Source organism: Streptomyces sp. NPDC039480 (assembly GCF_055597165.1).
In genome coordinates, this window is record NZ_JBVITX010000009.1 from 379,439 (window position 1) to 396,124 (window position 16,686).

Sequence of the window (16,686 nt, forward strand, 5' to 3'; positions counted from 1 at the left end):
CGTGACGACGATGACAGACACAGCTCTTGCCGAGTTCAAGATGCCCGACGTGGGCGAGGGACTCACCGAGGCGGAGATCCTCAAGTGGTACGTGGCGGTGGGCGACACCGTCACCGACGGCCAGGTGGTGTGCGAGGTCGAGACGGCGAAGGCCGCGGTCGAGCTCCCCATTCCGTTCAACGGTGTCGTACGCGAGCTCCGGTTCCCGGAGGGCACCACGGTCGACGTCGGCCAGGTGATCATCGCGGTGGACGTGTCGGGCGGCGCGGGTGCCTCGGCGGCGCCCGAGCAGGCGGCGGTGCCCGAGCCGACGCCGGTGCAGGAGCCGGTGCGGGCCCCCGAGCCCGAGGCCGCCGAGTCCGAGGCCGACGCCCCGCAGGGCCGCAAGCCCGTACTGGTCGGTTACGGGGTCGCCGAGTCCTCCACCAAGCGACGCGCCCGCAAGCCCGCCGCGACGGAGGCGCCCGCCGCTCCTGCGGCCGATCCGGCTCCGGCCGTCCCGGCACCGCAGTCACCGTCCCTGAACGGGCACGGCGGTGCCCGGCCGCTCGCCAAGCCCCCCGTCCGCAAGCTCGCCAAGGACCTCGGCGTGGACCTGACGACGGTCACGCCGTCCGGTCCCGACGGGATCATCACCCGCGAGGACGTGCACGCGGCGGTGGCCCCGGCCCCGCAGCCGGTGGTGACGGAGGCGCCCGCGCCGACGGCCGCGCCGGCGTCGGTGCCCGCGCCCGCGGCCGCTCCCGCTCCCGTGGTGAGCGGCGACGCCGCCCGCGAGACCCGTATCCCGGTCAAGGGCGTCCGCAAGGTCACCGCGCAGGCGATGGTCGAATCGGCGTTCACGGCGCCGCACGTCACGGAGTTCGTGACGATCGACGTGACGCGGACCATGAAGCTGGTCGAGGAGCTCAAGCAGGACAAGGCCTTCGACGGCCTGCGGGTCAATCCGCTGCTGCTCATCTCCAAGGCCCTGCTGGTCGCGATCAGGCGGAATCCCGACATCAACGCCGCCTGGGACGAGGCCAATCAGGAGATCGTCCAGAAGCACTATGTGAACCTCGGCATCGCCGCGGCCACCCCGCGCGGTCTGATCGTGCCGAACATCAAGGACGCGCACGCGAAGACCCTGCCCGAACTGGCCGAGGCGCTCGGCGAGTTGGTCGGCACGGCGCGGACGGGCAAGACCTCGCCCGCGGCCATGCAGGGCGGCACGGTGACGATCACGAACGTCGGCGTCTTCGGCGTCGACACGGGCACCCCGATCCTGAATCCGGGCGAGTCCGCGATCCTCGCGGTCGGCGCGATCAAGCTCCAGCCGTGGGTCCACAAGGGCAAGGTCAAGCCCCGCCAGGTGACGACGCTGGCGCTGTCCTTCGACCACCGCCTGGTGGACGGGGAGCTGGGATCCAAGGTGCTCGCCGACGTGGCGGCGATCCTGGAGCAGCCGAAGCGGCTCATGACCTGGGCATAGGGACGGACGTCGTAAGGACGCACGAGAAGGGGCCTGCCGCGATCACGCGGCAGGCCCCTTCACGTTCTTCGTGGTGTCACGCCACCTTGAAGCCGTAGTCCAGGAGCTTCTTCGCGTCCGCGGTGCGGTTGTTCAGCGAGGAAGAGGTCAGGACCGTGCCGACGACCGTCTTGCCGTTGCGGGTCGCCGCGAAGACGAGGCAGTACTTCGCCTCCGGGCCGGAGCCCGTCTTCACGCCGATGGTGCCGCGGTAGGAGCCGAGGAGGTTGTTCGTGTTCGACCACGACATGTTGCGGTAGCCACCGGACTTCGTGGTGACCTTCTGCGTCGTCGACTTCGTCTTCACGACCGTGCGGAACGTGGAGTACTTCATCGCGTTGCTCGCGAGCTTCGTCAGGTCGCGCGGCGTCGAGTAGTTCGCGCCGTGCCCGATGCCGTCGAACGAGTCGAAGTGCGTGTTGGACAGGCCGAGGGACCTGGCCGTCGAGTTCATCTGGCCGATGAAGTTCTTCACGCGGGCGGCACGGGTGGTGCCCTTGCCGAACTTGTCCGCGAGCGCGTACGCGGCGTCGCAGCCGGACGGCAGCATCAGCCCGTACAGGAGCTGGCGGACGGTGACCTTGTCGCCGACGATCAGGCGGGCCGACGAGGCGTAGTTGTTGCGGACGATGTAGTCGCTGTAGGCCTTCTCGACCTTGACCTTGGAATCCAGGTTGAGGTTCCGCTGGCCGAGCACCACACGCGCCGTCATGATCTTCGTCGTCGAACCGGTGGAACGACGGGTGTCGGCGGACTTGGTGAAGAGGGTCTTCCCGTTGCCGTTGTTCATCACATAGCCGCCCTTGGCGACGATGGACGGCTTCGGGGGTGCGGCCGCGTGGGCCGCCGGGGTGGTGAGGGCGCCGCCGGCCAGTATCGCGCTCGTCGTGACGAGGACGGCTGATGCGCGACGTACGCCCTTAATGCCGGTATTCAAGTCAAGTACTCCAAATGCCCATGGGCTGCGGCTGACATGAGGGTGCCGCTCACTCAGTAGACGAGTGAGAGGGCCGGATGGATGTGCCGAAACGGCCGTGAATTCCGGGGCGGGTGCCCACCGTTCCGGGACGGGTGCCCACCAATCCCGGGGCGGGTACCCACCGTTCCCGTGACGGGTGCCCGTCATGTGGACGGGGGATTCCGGCGTATACCTGTTGTATCTATGCTGTGCGCATGCCGGCCGCCGCGATCACGCCTCTGACCTCCGTCACCTCCATCAAGCCCCCGCCCGCCGCCGAGCGGGTCTACACGCACGTCAAGCAGGCCGTCCTCGAACGCCGTTACGAGGGCGGCACGCTCCTCACCGAGGGCGAGCTCGCCGAGGCCGTGGGGGTCTCCCGCACCCCGGTGCGCGAGGCGCTCCTGAAGCTGGAGGTGGAGGGGCTGCTGCGGCTCTACCCGAAGAAGGGCGCGCTCGTCCTGCCGGTCTCCGCCCAGGAGATCGCGGACGTCGTCGAGACGCGGCTGCTCGTCGAGACGCACTCGGTGCGCAAGGCGGTGCCCGCGCCCGCGGGGCTGATCGGCCGCCTGGAGGAGCTCCTGGCCCGGCAGCGCACGCAGGCCGCCGCCGGCGAGCTCGCGGAGGCCGCCGTCACCGACCGCTGCTTCCACGCGGAGATCGTCCGCAGCGGCGGCAACGACATCCTGTCGCGCCTCTACGACCAGCTGCGGGACCGGCAGCTGCGGATGGGCGTCGCCGTGATGCACTCGCACCCCGACCGGATCGCCAAGACGCTCGCCGAGCACGAGGAGATCCTCGACGCGCTGCGCCGCGGCGACGCGGAGGCGGCGGTCGCCGTGGTCACCCGGCACGTCGGCTGGTTCCAGAACCTGGCGCGGGGCGAGGTCCGATGAGCTCCGCCGCCCGCCCCGAGCCCCTTCCCGGCGACCCTTCCCCAAGCTCTGGGGGAGCTGGGGGAGACCCCGTCGGCGGCAGGAAGGCCGTCCTCGTCTGGTCCATCGGCGTGGCCGTCTACTTCGTCGCCGTCATCTTCCGGACCTCGCTCGGCGTCGCCGGGCTGGACGCCGCGGACCGCTTCCACGTCAACGCGTCGGCGCTGTCGACCTTCTCCATACTCCAGCTGCTCGTCTACGCGGGCATGCAGATACCCGTCGGCCTCATGGTCGACCGGCTCGGCACCAAGAAGGTGCTGACCATCGGCGTGGTCCTCTTCACGATCGGCCAGCTCGGCTTCGCGTTCTCCCCCTCGTACGCGATGGCGCTCGCGTCCCGTGCCCTGCTCGGCTGCGGCGACGCGCTGACCTTCATCAGCGTCCTGCGGCTCGGCACGCGCTGGTTCCCGGCCCGGCGCGGCCCGATGGTCGCGCAGCTCGCGGGCCTCGTCGGCATGGCGGGCAACCTCGTGTCGACCCTCGTCCTGGCCCGGCTGCTGCACTCCGTCGGCTGGACCGCGGCGTTCGCGGGCAGCGCGCTCTGCGGTGTCGTCGTCCTCGTCCTGCTCACGCTGTTCCTGAAGGACCATCCCGAGGGGCACGAACCGGAGCCGGCGCGGCACAGCGGCGCGGCCTTCGTGCGCAAGCAGATCGCCCTGTCCTGGCGGGAGCCCGGCACCCGGCTCGGCCTGTGGGTGCACTTCACCACGCAGTTCCCCGCGATGGTGTTCCTGCTGCTGTGGGGCCTGCCGTTCCTCGTCGAGGCGCAGGGCCTGTCCCGGGCGGCGGCCGGTGAACTGCTCACGCTCGTCGTGCTGTCCAACATGGTCATCGGCCTCGTCTACGGCCAGATCGTGGCCCGGCACCACGCCGCGCGCCTCCCGCTGGCGCTCGGCACCATCGGGACGACGGCGGCCGCCTGGGGCGCCACGCTCGTCTACCCGGGCGACCACGCCCCGATGTGGCTGCTGATCGTCCTGTGCGCGGTCCTCGGCGCCTGCGGCCCCGCCTCCATGATCGGCTTCGACTTCGCGCGGCCCGCGAACCCGCCGGAGCGGCAGGGCACGGCGTCGGGCATCACCAACATGGGCGGGTTCGTCGCCTCCATGACGACGCTGCTCGCGATCGGCGTACTGCTCGACGCGACCGGCGACAACTACCGGATCGCGTTCTCCGCGGTGTTCGTGCTGGAGGCGTTCGGGCTCTGCCAGATCCTGCGGCTCAAGTCGCGGGCGGTGCGCAGGGAGCAGGAACAGCTCGTCGCCAGCCGGGTCGAGGCCGTGCACGTCCCGGCGTGAAGCAGGGGGCGAACCGGTCACGGCGTGACCGCGAAGTCCCGCAGGATGGCGTCAGCCAGTTCGTGGTCGCCCTCGACCTTGATCCGGTCGGCGACCGCCGCGTACGACACGCGCCCGCAGGCCAGCCTGAAGTACGTCTCCCAGTCGAGGCCGAAGGTGGCGAGCGGGCCGAGCGAGGGGGCGCCGTCGACGGTGCCCTTGCCCTCGGCGTCCACGCGGACCGTGCGCAGGAACTCGACGGGCCCGCTCACGTCGAAGACGACCGCCGAGTTCGCGGGCGCGCCCGCCTTCTTCGCGACGACCTTGGGGAGCCCCAGGAGGAGCATGTCCCGGGCGACGTACGCACCGGGGGAGTCGAGGTTGCCCGGCTTGCGCAGCGTGGTGCGCAGATCCTGCTCGTGCACCCACACGTCGAACGCGCGCAGCCGCATGGCCAGTTCGAGGGTCTGCTCGGAGCCGAGCGGGCCGCGGATCTTGGTGCTCGGGTCCCGCGACTCGTTCCGCAGCTGGCGCGTGCGGCGGATGATCGTGTACTCCAGCTCGGAGGTCATCTCCGGCGCGGTGTGGTGGCGCCGCACGTCGACCTGCATCTCCATGTACCGCTGGCCCTCGGTCTGCACGTGGAACAGGTCCCGGGGCAGGGTGTGGATCGGACGGGGGTCGCCCAGCATCTCGCAGTCGAGGCCTATGACATGGGAGACGATGTCGCGCACCGACCAGCCGGGGCAGGGGGTGGCCCAGTTCCACTCTCCCTCGGCGAGCGGCGCCACCAGCTCGGATATCGCTTCCACGGAATGCGTCCAGGCGTCGGCGTAGGTTTGCAGGCTGGGATGGAGACTCACGGGACCCCTCGACGGTCGTACGCGGGCGGTGGGTGTCTGGTCAGCTAAGTTACGCTGCCCACGGGCACCCCGGCAGTGCTTTCGTGTGACGATCGTAGGCCTGCATTGACAGCTCGAATGCCAGGACGGTGGTAGTGTGCGCGCCTCTCTCATCCAGATCGCCGTAGACGAGGGCGAACCGGTCAATTCCCGCCGGGCGCGGGTCGCTTCGCTGGTACGTGAGGTCGCCGACCGGGAGCGTCCGGACCTCGTCGTCCTCCCCGAACTGTGGACCACGGGCGCCTTCGCCTACGAGTCCTTCGCGAGCGAGGCGGAGCCGCTGGAGGGCCCGACGTACGAGGCCATGTCGAAGGCGGCGAGCGACGCGGGCGTCTGGCTGCACGCGGGCTCGATCCCCGAGCGGGACCCGGAAGGACCGCTCTACAACACCTCCCTCGTCTTCTCCCCGGCCGGTGAGCTCGCCGCCGCCTACCGGAAGATCCACCGCTTCGGCTTCGACAAGGGCGAGGCCGTCCTGATGGGGGCCGGCTCGGAGCTGGTGACGGTCCGCACGCCGGACGCCACGCTGGGCCTCGCGACCTGCTACGACCTGCGCTTTCCCGAGCTCTTCCGGGGGCTGGTCGACGCGGGCGCCGAGATGTTCGTGGTGCCGGCGGGGTGGCCGGAGCGGCGGCGGGAGCACTGGCTGCTGTTCGCGCGGGCGCGGGCGGTCGAGGACCAGGTGTACGTCCTGGCGTGCGGTACGGGTGGGACGCATGCGGGGGTGCCGCAGGCCGGGCACAGTGTCGTCGTCGATCCGTGGGGTGAGGTGCTCGCCGAGGCGGGGGGTGGTGAGGAGGTCCTCACCGTCGATCTCGACCTCGGGAAGGTCTTGGCGACGCGGGAGCAGTTTCCGGCGTTGAAGGATCGCCTTTTGGGGCAGGCGCCGCCGCGTCGTCTCTGAGTCACGGATACCCACGCGCCGTGGGGGGTGCCGTCTTGTTCGGGGCTGCGGGTGCGTCGTGGCTGGGCGCGGGCCTCTGGAGTCAGTCGTCGCCCCGCTCCTTCTCCGCCAGGCGGATCACGCAGACCGCCACGGCCAGGAGCAGTGCGGGGTCGGCGTCGTCGCGGGTGATGTGGAGGCCGTACGTCTCGCGGACGCGGAACCACCGGCGCGAGATGTCGGCGAGGAGTTCACCCTCGTACTCGATGGCGAACTCGCGGTCGAGGATCTTGCCGCTGACGTCCAGCTCGGTGCCGTCGACCAGTTCGACGCGGTAGTGGTTGCGCAGCAGTGACAGGCGCTTGCGCTTCACCGTGGCGAGCGGCTCGCCGGCCCGCTCGATGACCATCGTGTCGCGCAGGGCGAGCATCTTGGCGTGGATGTCGATGAGGACTCTGCCCTGCGTGTCCTTCAGCTCGAAGGTGTCACGCAGGCGCATCGCCTTGCCGTCGACGAGGAAGACCTTGCGGCCCCTGTCGTCCTCGATCCAGTAGTCGTCACCGATGCCGAAGACACGGTCGCGCACGAGAAGTCTCATGGCGCCATGACTACCCCGAATCGCCGCAGAGCGGACATGTCAGTAGCCGCGGTGCTGCTGCTCCGGGTCGACCACGGTGGTGGTGGGCGCGACCGGCGGGACGACCGCCCGCCTGCGCCGGGCGATGCTGGTGAAGACGGCGACACCGATGAGCCCCACGGCCATCATGATGACTCCGGCGACGGTGAGGTTGACCCCCTCCATCTCCCAGTCGGTCGCGAACGTGAGGATGGCACCCGCGGCGATCAGAATGATGCATCCGCCCAGGCCCATGAGGACCGCCTCCCTGCTGTAGTGGCTACGAAGTCACCGTGTACCCGGGTGCGTTGCAGCCACACAGCCATTCGGAAGGTCAGCCTTCCAGGAACGCCACCAGCGCGTTGGCCAGCATGTGCGGGTCGTCCGCGCCGCACAGCTCGCGCACGCTGTGCATGGAGAGGATCGCGACGCCGATGTCGACGGTCTTGATGCCGTGCCGGGCGGCGGTGATCGGGCCGATGGTGGTGCCGCACGGCATCGCGTTGTTGGAGACGAACGACTGGAAGGGGACGCCCGCCTTCTCGCACGCGGCGGCGAACACGGCGCGGCCCGAACCGTCCGTGGCGTAGCGGTTGTTGACGTTCACCTTGAGGATCGGGCCGCCGTTGGCGCGGGGGTGGTGCGTCGGGTCGTGCCGCTCCGCGTAGTTGGGGTGGACGGCGTGGCCGGTGTCGGAGGAGAGGCAGACGGTGCCGGCGAAGGCCCGCGCCCGGTCCTCGTACGAACCGCCGCGCGCGAACACGGACCGCTCCAGGACGCTGCCGAGCAGCGGGCCGTCGGCGCCGGTGTCGGACTGCGAGCCGTTCTCCTCGTGGTCGAAGGCGGCGAGGACGGGGATGTACGGCAGCTCGTCCTGGGCGGCGACGGCGGTGAGGGCGGCGGTTGCGGAGTGCACGGACAGGAGGTTGTCCATGCGGGGGCCCGCGAGCAGTTCGCGGTCGCGGCCGAGGAAGGCGGGCGCCTCGACGGCGTACGTCATGAGGTCCCAGCCGGTGACGTCGCCCTCGCCGAGCCCGGTCTCGTCCTCCAGGAAGCGGATCAGGTCGCCCTCGTGGACGTCGTCGCCGAGTCCCCAGATGGGCTGCATGTGCTTCTGCTTGTCGAGCTTGAGCCCCTCGGTGTGCACGGACCGGTCCATGTGGATGGCCAGTTGGGGCACGCGAAGGAGGGGCCGGTCGATGTTCACGAGCCGAGTGGTGCCGTCGCGCAGCGAGAGGCGTCCGGCGAGGCCGAGGTCCCGGTCGAGCCAGGAGTTGAGGAGCGGGCCGCCGTAGATCTCCACGGCGACCTGCCGCCAGCCGTGGGCGCCGGCGTCGGGCTGCGGCTTCACGCGCAGGTTCGGGGAGTCGGTGTGGGCGCCGACGATCCGGAAGGGGGTGTGCGCGGCGGCACCCTCGGGGACGTACCAGGCGACGATGGCGCCGCCCCGCAGGACGTACTTCCCGCCGGTCGTGCCGTCCCAGGCTTCGGTCTCCTCGACCTGCCGGAAACCGGCCTTCTCCAGCCGCTCGGCGGCGCTCGCCACGGCGTGGTACGGCGTGGGGCTCGCCGCGAGGAAGGTCATGAGGTCTTCGGTGTGGCCACGGTCGAAGGGCCCGGAGGGTGTGCGCATGCCAGCCAGCCTAATGGCGTCGCCACTCGGGTGGCGGGGCGATCAGAGGCGGTCGATCTCGGTGAGGTCGATGTCGATGTCGTACGGGACGGACAGCTTGAGGCGGTCGTGATGAACGCCGGTGGAGAGGTACGCCCCGGTCACGGTGTCGTGCTGGTATGTGTAGACGGCGGGCAGATCGTCTTCGCCCTCCATCTCCACGCGCCAGAAGTGAGGAATGCCTGCTGCGGCGTATTTGTGCGGTTTGGTGTCGCGGTCGCGGTCTTCGGAGTCGGGGGAGACGACCTCAACGGCAAGGACCACGTCCGCTGCTGCGAAACGGGTCGACCGACGGCTCTTGACGGCCTCCGCCTTGACCAGGACGAGGTCAGGTTCAGGAGCGTTGCGTTTTCCCAGCACCACGGCCATCTCGCGGCGCGCCCGCAGATGTTCCGGGAGGCTGCGACGCAGGCCGTGCTCCAGCAGGTACATCACCAGCGTGTGGAAATCGCGCTGCGGACTCACGAAGACCAGGCTCCCGTCGATCAGCTCGGTGTGCGGCGGGAGGTCGTCAAGTGCGAAGAAGTCGTCCACGGTGTAGCCGTCCGGGGGCGGGACCGGCCATTTGGAACGGCTCGGCTGCCGACGGCTGGAACCTTCCGGCTGCCGGTGCTGCGAGTCGGGCAATGCCTCGGCGGTCATGGTTCCTCCCATGGACGGGATCCTCGGCCACTTACTCAGCGTACCCAGCCCATACGGCGATGCCGCCACCCGAAAGGATCAGGTGGCGGCATCGCGCTGACGTGCGAGAGAAGTCTGGTCGAAGCAGGTCGAACTAGAACGCCGCCTCGTCCAGCTCCATCAGGTCCAGCTCCACGCCCTCGGCGAGCTTCCGCTCCGTGGCGACGGTCGGGAGGACGTTCGTGGCGAAGAACTTCGCGGCCGCGATCTTGCCCTCGTAGAAGGTCTTGTCCTTCGCGGAGGCCGTGGCCAGCTTCTCGGCGGCCACTGCGGCGCCCCGAAGCAGCAGGTAGCCGACGACTACGTCGCCCGAGACCATCAGGAGGCGGGTCGTGTTCAGGCCCACCTTGTAGATGGACTTCACGTCCTTCTCCGTGGCCGCGAGGTCGGTCAGCATGACGCCGACGATGGCCTCCAGCTCGACGGCGGCCTTGGCCAGCTCCTCGCGGGCGCCGGCCAGCGTCTCGCCGCCCGTGCCGACCGCGAGGAACTTCTTGATCTCCTCGGCGAGGCCGTTCAGCGCGGCGCCCTGGTTGCGGACGATCTTCCGGAAGAAGTAGTCCTGGCCCTGGATCGCCGTGGTGCCCTCGTAGAGGGTGTCGATCTTGGCGTCCCGGATGTACTGCTCGATCGGGTACTCCTGGAGGTACCCCGAGCCGCCGAACGTCTGGAGCGACTGGGCCAGCAGCTCGTACGACTTCTCGGAGCCGTAGCCCTTCACTATGGGCAGGAGCAGGTCGTTCAGGGCGATCAGCGAAGACGCGTCCTCGCCCGCCGCCTCCTTGACCTGGATCTCGTCCTGGACGGCCGCGGTGTGCAGGACCAGGGCGCGCATGCCCTCCGCGTACGCCTTCTGCGTCATCAGCGAGCGGCGGACGTCCGGGTGGTGCGTGATGGTGACCTTGGGGGCCGTCTTGTCCATGAACTGGGCCAGGTCGGGGCCCTGGACGCGCTCCTTGGCGTACTCAAGGGCGTTCAGGTAGCCCGTCGAGAGCGTCGCGATGGCCTTCGTGCCGACCATCATGCGGGCGAACTCGATGATCATGAACATCTGGCGGATGCCGTCGTGCTTGTCGCCGATCAGCCAGCCCTTGGCGGGGTGCTGGTCGCCGAACGTCATCTCGCACGTGTTGGACGCCTTGAGGCCCATCTTGTGCTCGACGTTCGTGGCGTAGACGCCGTTGCGCTCGCCCAGCTCGCCGGTCTCCCAGTCGAACTCGTACTTCGGTACGAGGAAGAGGGAGAGGCCCTTGGTGCCGGGGCCCGCGCCCTCGGGGCGGGCGAGGACGTAGTGGAGGATGTTCTCCGACATGTCGTGCTCACCGGACGTGATGAAGCGCTTCACGCCCTCGATGTGCCAGGAGCCGTCCTCCTGCTGCACGGCCTTCGTGCGGCCCGCGCCCACGTCCGAACCGGCGTCCGGCTCGGTCAGGACCATCGTCGAGCCCCACTGCTTCTCGACGGCGATCTGCGCGATCTTCTTCTGCGCCTCGTTGCCCTCGGCGTGCAGGATGCCGGCGAACGCGGGACCGGACGAGTACATCCAGACCGCCGGGTTCGAGCCGAGCAGCAGCTCCGCGTACGCCCAGATCAGGGAGCGCGGGGAGGTCGTGCCGCCGATCTCCTCGGGCAGGCCGAGGCGCCAGTACTCGGAGTCCATGAAGGCCTGGTAGCTCTTCTTGAAGGACGCCGGGACGGGCGCGGTGTTCGTCGCCGGGTCGAAGACCGGCGGGTTGCGGTCGGCGTCCTCGAAGGACTCGGCCAACTCGTTCTCCGCGAGGCGGCGGAGCTCGTCGAGGATGCTCTTGGCGGTGTCGACGTCCATCTCCGCGAACGGGCCGGTGCCGTACAGCTTGTCGCGGCCGAGCACCTCGAAGAGGTTGAACTCGATGTCGCGGAGATTCGACTTGTAGTGGCCCATGGCGAAGGCTCCGTAAGCAGGAAAGTGGATGAATACCAGCAAGTAGCTACGATGATGCTACCCGTCGGTAATAAGACGCAACCCCTAAGCGGCCATCTGTGATGTCCGTGACTCAGTACGCTTACGCGCATGTACGGCTACGACCAGAATCCCGGCGCCCAGCAGCAGTACGCCCCGCCGGGCGCGCAGCCGCCGCCGCAGCAGATGCAGGGCATGCCCGGCGGTGGCTACGGCCAGCAGCCTCCGCTCTACCCCGAGCCCTCGCCGCCGTCCCTCGCGGACGCCGTGCGGGCCTTCACGACGGGGTCGATGTCCGCCGAGGACTTCCAGCAGATCTTCGCCACGTCGAAGGTCTACTGCCCGCGCGGTGACAACCCCGGCTTCCTCGCCCTGCACAACACCCAGCAGCCCGTGATCCCGATGTTCACCTCCCTCAAGGAGCTGCGCAGGTACGCGGGCAAGGACTCCAAGTACTTCGTCATCACCGGCGCGGAGGTCATCGACCTGCTCCCGACCGGGTACGGCTTCGTCCTCGACATGGAGGGCGAGCACCGCATGGTCTTCGACGCGAAGGCCGTGGAGCAGATGGTCGACTTCGCGATGCGCCGTATGTACGGGTAGTCCGTAGATCGTTTCTGGCCAGCACCGGAGCCCGGAGGGAATGCCCTCCGGGCTCCGTTCGTTGTGAGTGGCAGAAAGTTCTACGTTCAACTAAAGTCAGTGAACGAGGAGGTACCGACCATGCCTGCAGTGACTGTCGAGAACCCGCTGACCCTGCCCCGAGTGGTGGCGCCCGCCGACGCGACGCCGCGCCCCGTGCTCGCCGTGACCACGGCGCCGAGCGGCTTCGAGGGCGAGGGGTTCCCGGTGCGCCGGGCCTTCGCGGGGATCAACTACAAGTACCTCGACCCGTTCATCATGATGGACCAGATGGGCGAGGTGGAGTACGAGGCGGGTGAGCCGAAGGGCACGCCCTGGCACCCGCACCGCGGCTTCGAGACGGTCACGTACCTGATCGACGGAACGTTTGTGCACCAGGACTCCAACGGTGGCGGCGGCACCATCCGCAACGGCGACACCCAGTGGATGACGGCCGGCAGCGGCCTCCTGCACATCGAGGCGCCGCCCGAGGAGCTCGTCATGTCCGGCGGTCTCTTCCACGGCCTCCAGCTGTGGGTGAACCTGCCGGCCAAGGACAAGATGATGGACCCCCGCTACCAGGACATCCGCGGCGGCCAGGTCCAGCTGCTCTCCACGCCCGACGGCGGCGCGCTGCTCCGCGTCATCGCCGGTGAGCTCGACGGGCACGAGGGTCCCGGCATCACGCACACGCCGATCACGATGATCCACGCGACCGTGCGGCCCGGCGCCGAGGTGACGCTGCCCTGGCGCGAGGGCTTCAACGGACTCGCGTACGTCCTCGCCGGGCGCGGCACAGTTGGTGCCGAGCGCCGCCCGGTCCACATGGGGCAGACCGCGGTCTTCGGCGCCGGGTCCTCGCTGACCGTCCGCGCGGACGAGAAGCAGGACGCGCACGCCCCCGACCTGGAGATCGTGCTGCTCGGCGGGCAGCCGATCCGGGAGCCGATGGCTCACTACGGACCGTTCGTGATGAACAGTCAGGCCGAGCTGCAGCAGGCCTTCGAGGACTTCCAGAGGGGCCGGCTGGGCTCCGTCCCCGCAGTGCACGGCATGTAGGTCCCGTCCCTGGCCGTACATAACTCGCGCGGCCGGTGACGCCGTGTTCGGGTAGGAGGGGTGAGCACCCTCCTGCCCGAGCCCGCGCGCCGCACCGCCGCCTGGTGCGTCGTCGTCCTCCTCGTCACCGGCGTGGCGGCCGTGGGGATCTGGCTCTGCGTCACGTTCAAGACGGCCGTGACACCCGTCCTCCTCGCGCTCCTCGGCACCGCGCTCCTCGGGCCGCTCTACCGGCGCCTGCTCAGGATGAAGGTCCAGCGGTCGCTCGCCGCCGGGCTGACCTGCGCGGCCGTCGTCGCCGTCGTCGGCGGGGCCACCTACATCGTGGTCAAGGCGCTGATCGACAGCGGCGACCAGATCATCGCCTCGCTCAAGCAGGCCGCGACCGACCTGTCCAAGTACTTCGGGGCGGCGGGCACCTCGCTCGACGACATGGCGTCCAACGCCAAGGAGCTCTTCGGGAAGTTCGGCGGGACCGCCGCGTCCGGGGTGATCAGCGGCATCAGCACGGTCGGCGAGATGATGGCGATGGCCGTCCTCGCCCTGCTGCTCGTCTTCTTCTTCCTGCGGGACTCCGACCGCGCGATGACCACGCTGCGCACTCTCGCCCCCGGCAATACCGCCGGCATCATCGAGGCCATGGCCCGCCGCGCCTTCGAGGCCATCGAGGGCTTCATGCGCGGCACGACGATCATCGCGTTCATCGACGCCATCTGCATCACCGTCGGCCTGCTGATCCTCGGCGTCCCCGGCGCATTGGGCCTCGGCGCACTCGTCTTCGTCGGCGCCTACATCCCCTACCTCGGGGCGTTCCTGTCCGGCGCCGTCGCCGTCCTGGTCGCCCTGGCCGACCGGGGTGTCGTGATCGCTCTATGGGCACTCGGCGTGGTCCTGGCGGTCCAGGTCCTCGAAGGCCACATCCTCCAGCCCATGATCCAGAGCCGCACGGTCCAGATGCACCCGGCGGTAGTAATGCTGGCAATCACAGCAGGAGCCTCGGTCGCCGGCATCCTGGGCATGCTCCTGGCGGTCCCCCTGACGGCCGCAGCTTTCGGAATCGCCTCAGAACTGCGAGGCACCTACACCGCCACGCCATAGCGCCCCGCAAGGGGCGCGGGGAACTGCGCGAACACCCACAGCGCCGCCGCAGCTAACAACGGCGCTGTTTCAGGGGCGCGGGGAACTGCGCGAGCAACCACAGCGGTGCCGCAGGCAGCAACGGCGCTGTTTCAGGGGCGCGGGGAACTGCGCGAGCAACCACAGCGGTGCCGCAGGCAACAACGGCGCCGGTTCAGGGGCGCGGGGAACTGCGCGAACACCCCCAACGACGCCGCACCCAACAACGACACCGCTACCCCACCCCACCCTCCCCCTCCCCCTCATAAAGCTCGAACCAAATACTCTTCCCGTCGCCCCGCGGATCCACCCCCCACGCCCCCGCGAGCAACTCCATCAGAACAAGCCCACGCCCCGAAGACGCAAGCTCCCCCGGCTGCCGCTTATGCGGCAGATCATCGCTGCCGTCCGCCACCTCCGCCCGCAACCGCCGACCCCCCGGCTCCCCGGTGACCTCGGCGACCATCAGGGCGTCCCCATCCGTGTGCACGAGCACATTCGTGAGCATCTCGGAGACCATCAGGACCGCCGAGTCGACCTGGTCGTCGTCCGCCCAGTCGTGCAGCAGGTCCCGCAGATGCCTGCGGGCCCCCGCGATGCGCTCCGGCTCGGCCTGGGCGATGGTCAGGACCGTCCGACGCGCATCCGTGCGCTGCTCGGGCCGGCTCGTGCGGCTCAGCAGCAGTATCGCTATGTCGTCCTCGCGGCGATCGGCGAGCGGACCCGTCGTGTGATGCGACGACGGCCCGTGCACGGCCTGCACGAGCGAGTCGGCGAGCTGCTCCAGGCCGCCGGACTCGCCCTCGCCCGCGTCCTCGCCCGGGTACTCCTCCAGGATCGACCGGATCCGCGACCAGCCGCTGTCCAGGTCGTGGCCCCCGGTCTCGATGAGGCCGTCGGTGCAGATCAGCATGGTCTCGCCGGGCTCCAGGACGAGCCGGGTCGTCGGATAGTCGGCGTCCGGGTCGATGCCGAGCGGCAGCCCACCCGCGGTGGGCCGCTGCAGAACCGTTCCGTCACCCATGCGTATCGCGGGCTCGGGATGCCCGGCGCGGGCCATCTCCAGGACGCCGGTCGCCGGGTCGGCCTCCACGTACAGGCAGGTCGCGAAGCGCGGGTCGTACTCCGTGGCCGTGTCGGCGCCCGTGCCGCTGGACCCGAAGGTGATGGACTCGGTGATCCCCGACAGGAAGCGCGTCGCCCGCGAGAGGACGGCGTCCGGCCGGTGCCCCTCCGAGGCATACGCGCGCAGGGCGATCCGCAACTGCCCCATCAGACCCGCCGCGCGCACATCGTGCCCCTGCACGTCGCCGATGACGAAGGCGATACGGCCGCTGGGCAGCGGAATCATGTCGTACCAGTCGCCGCCCACCTGAAGCCCGCCGCCGGTCGGCACATAGCGGGCCGCCACGCTCATCCCCGGGATCTGCGGGCCGAGCATCGGCAGCATGGAGCGCTGCAGGCCCTCCGTGAGCTCCCGCTCGGACTCCGCGACCCCGGCCCGCGACAGGGCCTGCGCCAGCATCCGCGCCACCGTCGTCAGGACGGACCGCTCGTCCGGCGTGAACGACACCGGATACGTGAACGCGGCCATCCACGCGCCCATCGTGCGGCCCGCGACGGTCAGCGGCAGGAACGCCCACGACTGCCGCTCGAAGCGGCTGGCCAGCGGCCAGGAGGCGGGATAGCGCCTGCGGTAGTCCTCCGGGGAGGAGAGGTAGACGGCGCGGCCGGTGCGCACCACCTCCGCGGCCGGATAGTCGGTGTCCAGCGGCATCGCCGAGAAGGGCCCGTCGTCGCCGGGCTGGTGCCCGTGGTGCCCGATGATCGTCAGCCGCTCGCCCTCCACCCCGAAGACCGCGAGCCCGTCCGGCGAGAACCCCGGCATGGAGAGCCCGGCGGCAACCCGCAGCACCTCTTCCGTGGAGCGCGCCTCGGCGAGCGCCCGCCCCGCGTCCAGCAGGAACGCCTCGCGGGAGCGGCGCCAGTCGCCGGTGACGGGGGTGCGGGCGGCGGTGCCCGGCGCGGGCTCGGTCACCTCTTGCAGGGTGCCGACCAGTTCGTACGCCTCGGTCGCCCCGTGCATGACGGGCTTGGAGCGGCTGCGCACGGTGCGCAGGACCCGGCGCCCCGTCTCGTCCATGATCCGCAGCCGGGCCTCGGCGAGGGTGCCCTCGGCGACGGCGAGCTGGACGGTTCCGTAGATCTCGTTCCAGTCGACGGGGTGGAAGCGGGAGCGTACGCCCGCCTCCGACAGGGTCTGGGCGCGTGCGGGCAGACCGAGGAGCCGGGCCGCCTCGGCGTCGAGCGTGACGGTCCCGGATGCGTTGTCCCAGCGCCAAAGGCCGGTCGCGATGGCGGCCAGGACGTCCCGTACGGGTGGCAGGGATTCATCCCCCACCTGCAGAAGGGGATCGTCGGTGCGCATTGACCCACTTTAGGAAGATGTACAGGCAAGGCGCCACCGAACCCGGCGGCAACCTGCCCCCGGGCGGGTGGCCCCCGGAGATATCCGGA

Annotated in this window: 15 protein-coding genes; 7 read left to right on the top strand and 8 right to left on the bottom strand. The window is 69.9% G+C overall.

Features of this window, described 5'->3' with window-relative positions; translation table 11 throughout:
* Nucleotide 1: 1 nt before the first annotated feature.
* Nucleotides 2–1,471 carry a dihydrolipoamide acetyltransferase family protein gene (locus ACZ56E_RS27990; RefSeq protein ID WP_471218329.1) on the top strand — a complete coding sequence of 490 codons (1,470 nt, stop codon included), beginning with the start codon at nucleotides 2–4 and terminating at the stop codon, nucleotides 1,469–1,471.
* Between the two features lie 76 nt (nucleotides 1,472–1,547).
* On the opposite strand, the gene ACZ56E_RS27995 is transcribed toward ACZ56E_RS27990, so the two are convergent.
* Nucleotides 1,548–2,447, bottom strand: coding sequence for a D-alanyl-D-alanine carboxypeptidase family protein (locus ACZ56E_RS27995; protein WP_468607386.1), 900 nt, complete (start codon nucleotides 2,445–2,447; stop codon nucleotides 1,548–1,550).
* A 236-nt stretch (nucleotides 2,448–2,683) separates the two neighbouring features.
* Between ACZ56E_RS27995 and ACZ56E_RS28000 the strand changes: the two genes are divergently transcribed.
* Together ACZ56E_RS28000 and ACZ56E_RS28005 are read left to right on the top strand one after the other, a co-directional pair.
* On the top strand, nucleotides 2,684–3,364 hold the full coding sequence (locus ACZ56E_RS28000; protein WP_471218331.1) for a GntR family transcriptional regulator: 681 nt from the start codon (nucleotides 2,684–2,686) through the stop codon (nucleotides 3,362–3,364).
* Nucleotides 3,361–4,701 (top strand): MFS transporter, encoded by a 1,341-nt coding sequence (locus ACZ56E_RS28005; RefSeq protein ID WP_471218333.1) that lies wholly within the window; start codon nucleotides 3,361–3,363, stop codon nucleotides 4,699–4,701. Before ACZ56E_RS28000 ends, ACZ56E_RS28005 begins: the two co-directional genes overlap by 4 nt.
* Nucleotides 4,702–4,718: 17 nt before the next feature.
* Here the strand turns inward: ACZ56E_RS28005 and ACZ56E_RS28010 are convergent, their stop codons facing one another.
* Nucleotides 4,719–5,543 carry a maleylpyruvate isomerase family mycothiol-dependent enzyme gene (locus ACZ56E_RS28010; protein WP_468607392.1) on the bottom strand — a complete coding sequence of 275 codons (825 nt, stop codon included), beginning with the start codon at nucleotides 5,541–5,543 and terminating at the stop codon, nucleotides 4,719–4,721.
* Between the two features lie 136 nt (nucleotides 5,544–5,679).
* On the opposite strand from ACZ56E_RS28010, the gene ACZ56E_RS28015 reads away from it, so the two are divergent.
* Nucleotides 5,680–6,486 carry a carbon-nitrogen family hydrolase gene (locus ACZ56E_RS28015; RefSeq protein ID WP_471218335.1) on the top strand — a complete coding sequence of 269 codons (807 nt, stop codon included), beginning with the start codon at nucleotides 5,680–5,682 and terminating at the stop codon, nucleotides 6,484–6,486.
* An 82-nt stretch (nucleotides 6,487–6,568) separates the two neighbouring features.
* On the opposite strand, the gene ACZ56E_RS28020 is transcribed toward ACZ56E_RS28015, so the two are convergent.
* The 5 genes from ACZ56E_RS28020 to ACZ56E_RS28040 all read right to left on the bottom strand — a co-directional run bounded on the left by ACZ56E_RS28020 (nucleotide 6,569) and on the right by ACZ56E_RS28040 (nucleotide 11,355).
* Entirely contained in the window at nucleotides 6,569–7,063 is a 495-nt protein-coding gene (locus ACZ56E_RS28020; RefSeq protein ID WP_471218336.1) for an LURP-one-related/scramblase family protein, read from the bottom strand.
* Nucleotides 7,064–7,102: 39 nt separating this feature from the next.
* On the bottom strand, nucleotides 7,103–7,336 hold the full coding sequence (locus tag ACZ56E_RS28025) for a DUF6458 family protein (protein ID WP_468607398.1): 234 nt from the start codon (nucleotides 7,334–7,336) through the stop codon (nucleotides 7,103–7,105).
* A gap of 79 nt (nucleotides 7,337–7,415) precedes the next feature.
* The gene (locus tag ACZ56E_RS28030; RefSeq protein WP_471218338.1) at nucleotides 7,416–8,714 is read right to left on the bottom strand and encodes a M18 family aminopeptidase; all 1,299 of its coding nucleotides are present in this window, start codon (nucleotides 8,712–8,714) and stop codon (nucleotides 7,416–7,418) included.
* Nucleotides 8,715–8,756: 42 nt separating this feature from the next.
* Nucleotides 8,757–9,407: a Uma2 family endonuclease gene (locus tag ACZ56E_RS28035; protein ID WP_398301974.1), complete on the bottom strand. Its 651-nt coding sequence runs from the start codon at nucleotides 9,405–9,407 to the stop codon at nucleotides 8,757–8,759.
* 121 nt (nucleotides 9,408–9,528) lie between these two features.
* Nucleotides 9,529–11,355, bottom strand: a complete 1,827-nt coding sequence (locus tag ACZ56E_RS28040) for an acyl-CoA dehydrogenase (RefSeq protein ID WP_471218409.1) — start codon at nucleotides 11,353–11,355, stop codon at nucleotides 9,529–9,531.
* A gap of 129 nt (nucleotides 11,356–11,484) precedes the next feature.
* Between ACZ56E_RS28040 and ACZ56E_RS28045 the strand changes: the two genes are divergently transcribed.
* The 3 genes from ACZ56E_RS28045 to ACZ56E_RS28055 all read left to right on the top strand — a co-directional run bounded on the left by ACZ56E_RS28045 (nucleotide 11,485) and on the right by ACZ56E_RS28055 (nucleotide 14,151).
* Nucleotides 11,485–11,976 (top strand): SseB family protein, encoded by a 492-nt coding sequence (locus tag ACZ56E_RS28045; protein WP_127913024.1) that lies wholly within the window; start codon nucleotides 11,485–11,487, stop codon nucleotides 11,974–11,976.
* A gap of 120 nt (nucleotides 11,977–12,096) precedes the next feature.
* On the top strand, nucleotides 12,097–13,053 hold the full coding sequence (locus ACZ56E_RS28050) for a pirin family protein (protein ID WP_471218340.1): 957 nt from the start codon (nucleotides 12,097–12,099) through the stop codon (nucleotides 13,051–13,053).
* A gap of 60 nt (nucleotides 13,054–13,113) precedes the next feature.
* Nucleotides 13,114–14,151, top strand: a complete 1,038-nt coding sequence (locus ACZ56E_RS28055) for an AI-2E family transporter (protein ID WP_471218341.1) — start codon at nucleotides 13,114–13,116, stop codon at nucleotides 14,149–14,151.
* 253 nt (nucleotides 14,152–14,404) lie between these two features.
* On the opposite strand, the gene ACZ56E_RS28060 is transcribed toward ACZ56E_RS28055, so the two are convergent.
* Complete coding sequence (locus tag ACZ56E_RS28060) at nucleotides 14,405–16,597, bottom strand: ATP-binding SpoIIE family protein phosphatase (RefSeq protein WP_471218343.1); 2,193 nt, start codon at nucleotides 16,595–16,597, stop codon at nucleotides 14,405–14,407.
* Nucleotides 16,598–16,686 lie beyond the last annotated feature (89 nt).

Bases quoted from the DNA above. Each gene is read 5' to 3' on its own strand.
- ACZ56E_RS28030 (WP_471218338.1), bottom strand. From the start codon at position 8,714: ATGCGCACACCCTCCGGGCCCTTCGACCGTGGCCACACCGAAGACCTC.
- ACZ56E_RS28045 (WP_127913024.1), top strand. From the start codon at position 11,485: ATGTACGGCTACGACCAGAATCCCGGCGCCCAGCAGCAGTACGCCCCG.
- ACZ56E_RS28025 (WP_468607398.1), bottom strand. From the start codon at position 7,336: ATGGGCCTGGGCGGATGCATCATTCTGATCGCCGCGGGTGCCATCCTC.
- ACZ56E_RS28050 (WP_471218340.1), top strand. From the start codon at position 12,097: ATGCCTGCAGTGACTGTCGAGAACCCGCTGACCCTGCCCCGAGTGGTG.
- ACZ56E_RS28040 (WP_471218409.1), bottom strand. From the start codon at position 11,355: ATGGGCCACTACAAGTCGAATCTCCGCGACATCGAGTTCAACCTCTTC.
- ACZ56E_RS28020 (WP_471218336.1), bottom strand. From the start codon at position 7,063: ATGAGACTTCTCGTGCGCGACCGTGTCTTCGGCATCGGTGACGACTAC.
- ACZ56E_RS28005 (WP_471218333.1), top strand. From the start codon at position 3,361: ATGAGCTCCGCCGCCCGCCCCGAGCCCCTTCCCGGCGACCCTTCCCCA.
- ACZ56E_RS28035 (WP_398301974.1), bottom strand. From the start codon at position 9,407: ATGGGAGGAACCATGACCGCCGAGGCATTGCCCGACTCGCAGCACCGG.
- ACZ56E_RS28000 (WP_471218331.1), top strand. From the start codon at position 2,684: ATGCCGGCCGCCGCGATCACGCCTCTGACCTCCGTCACCTCCATCAAG.
- ACZ56E_RS28060 (WP_471218343.1), bottom strand. From the start codon at position 16,597: ATGCGCACCGACGATCCCCTTCTGCAGGTGGGGGATGAATCCCTGCCA.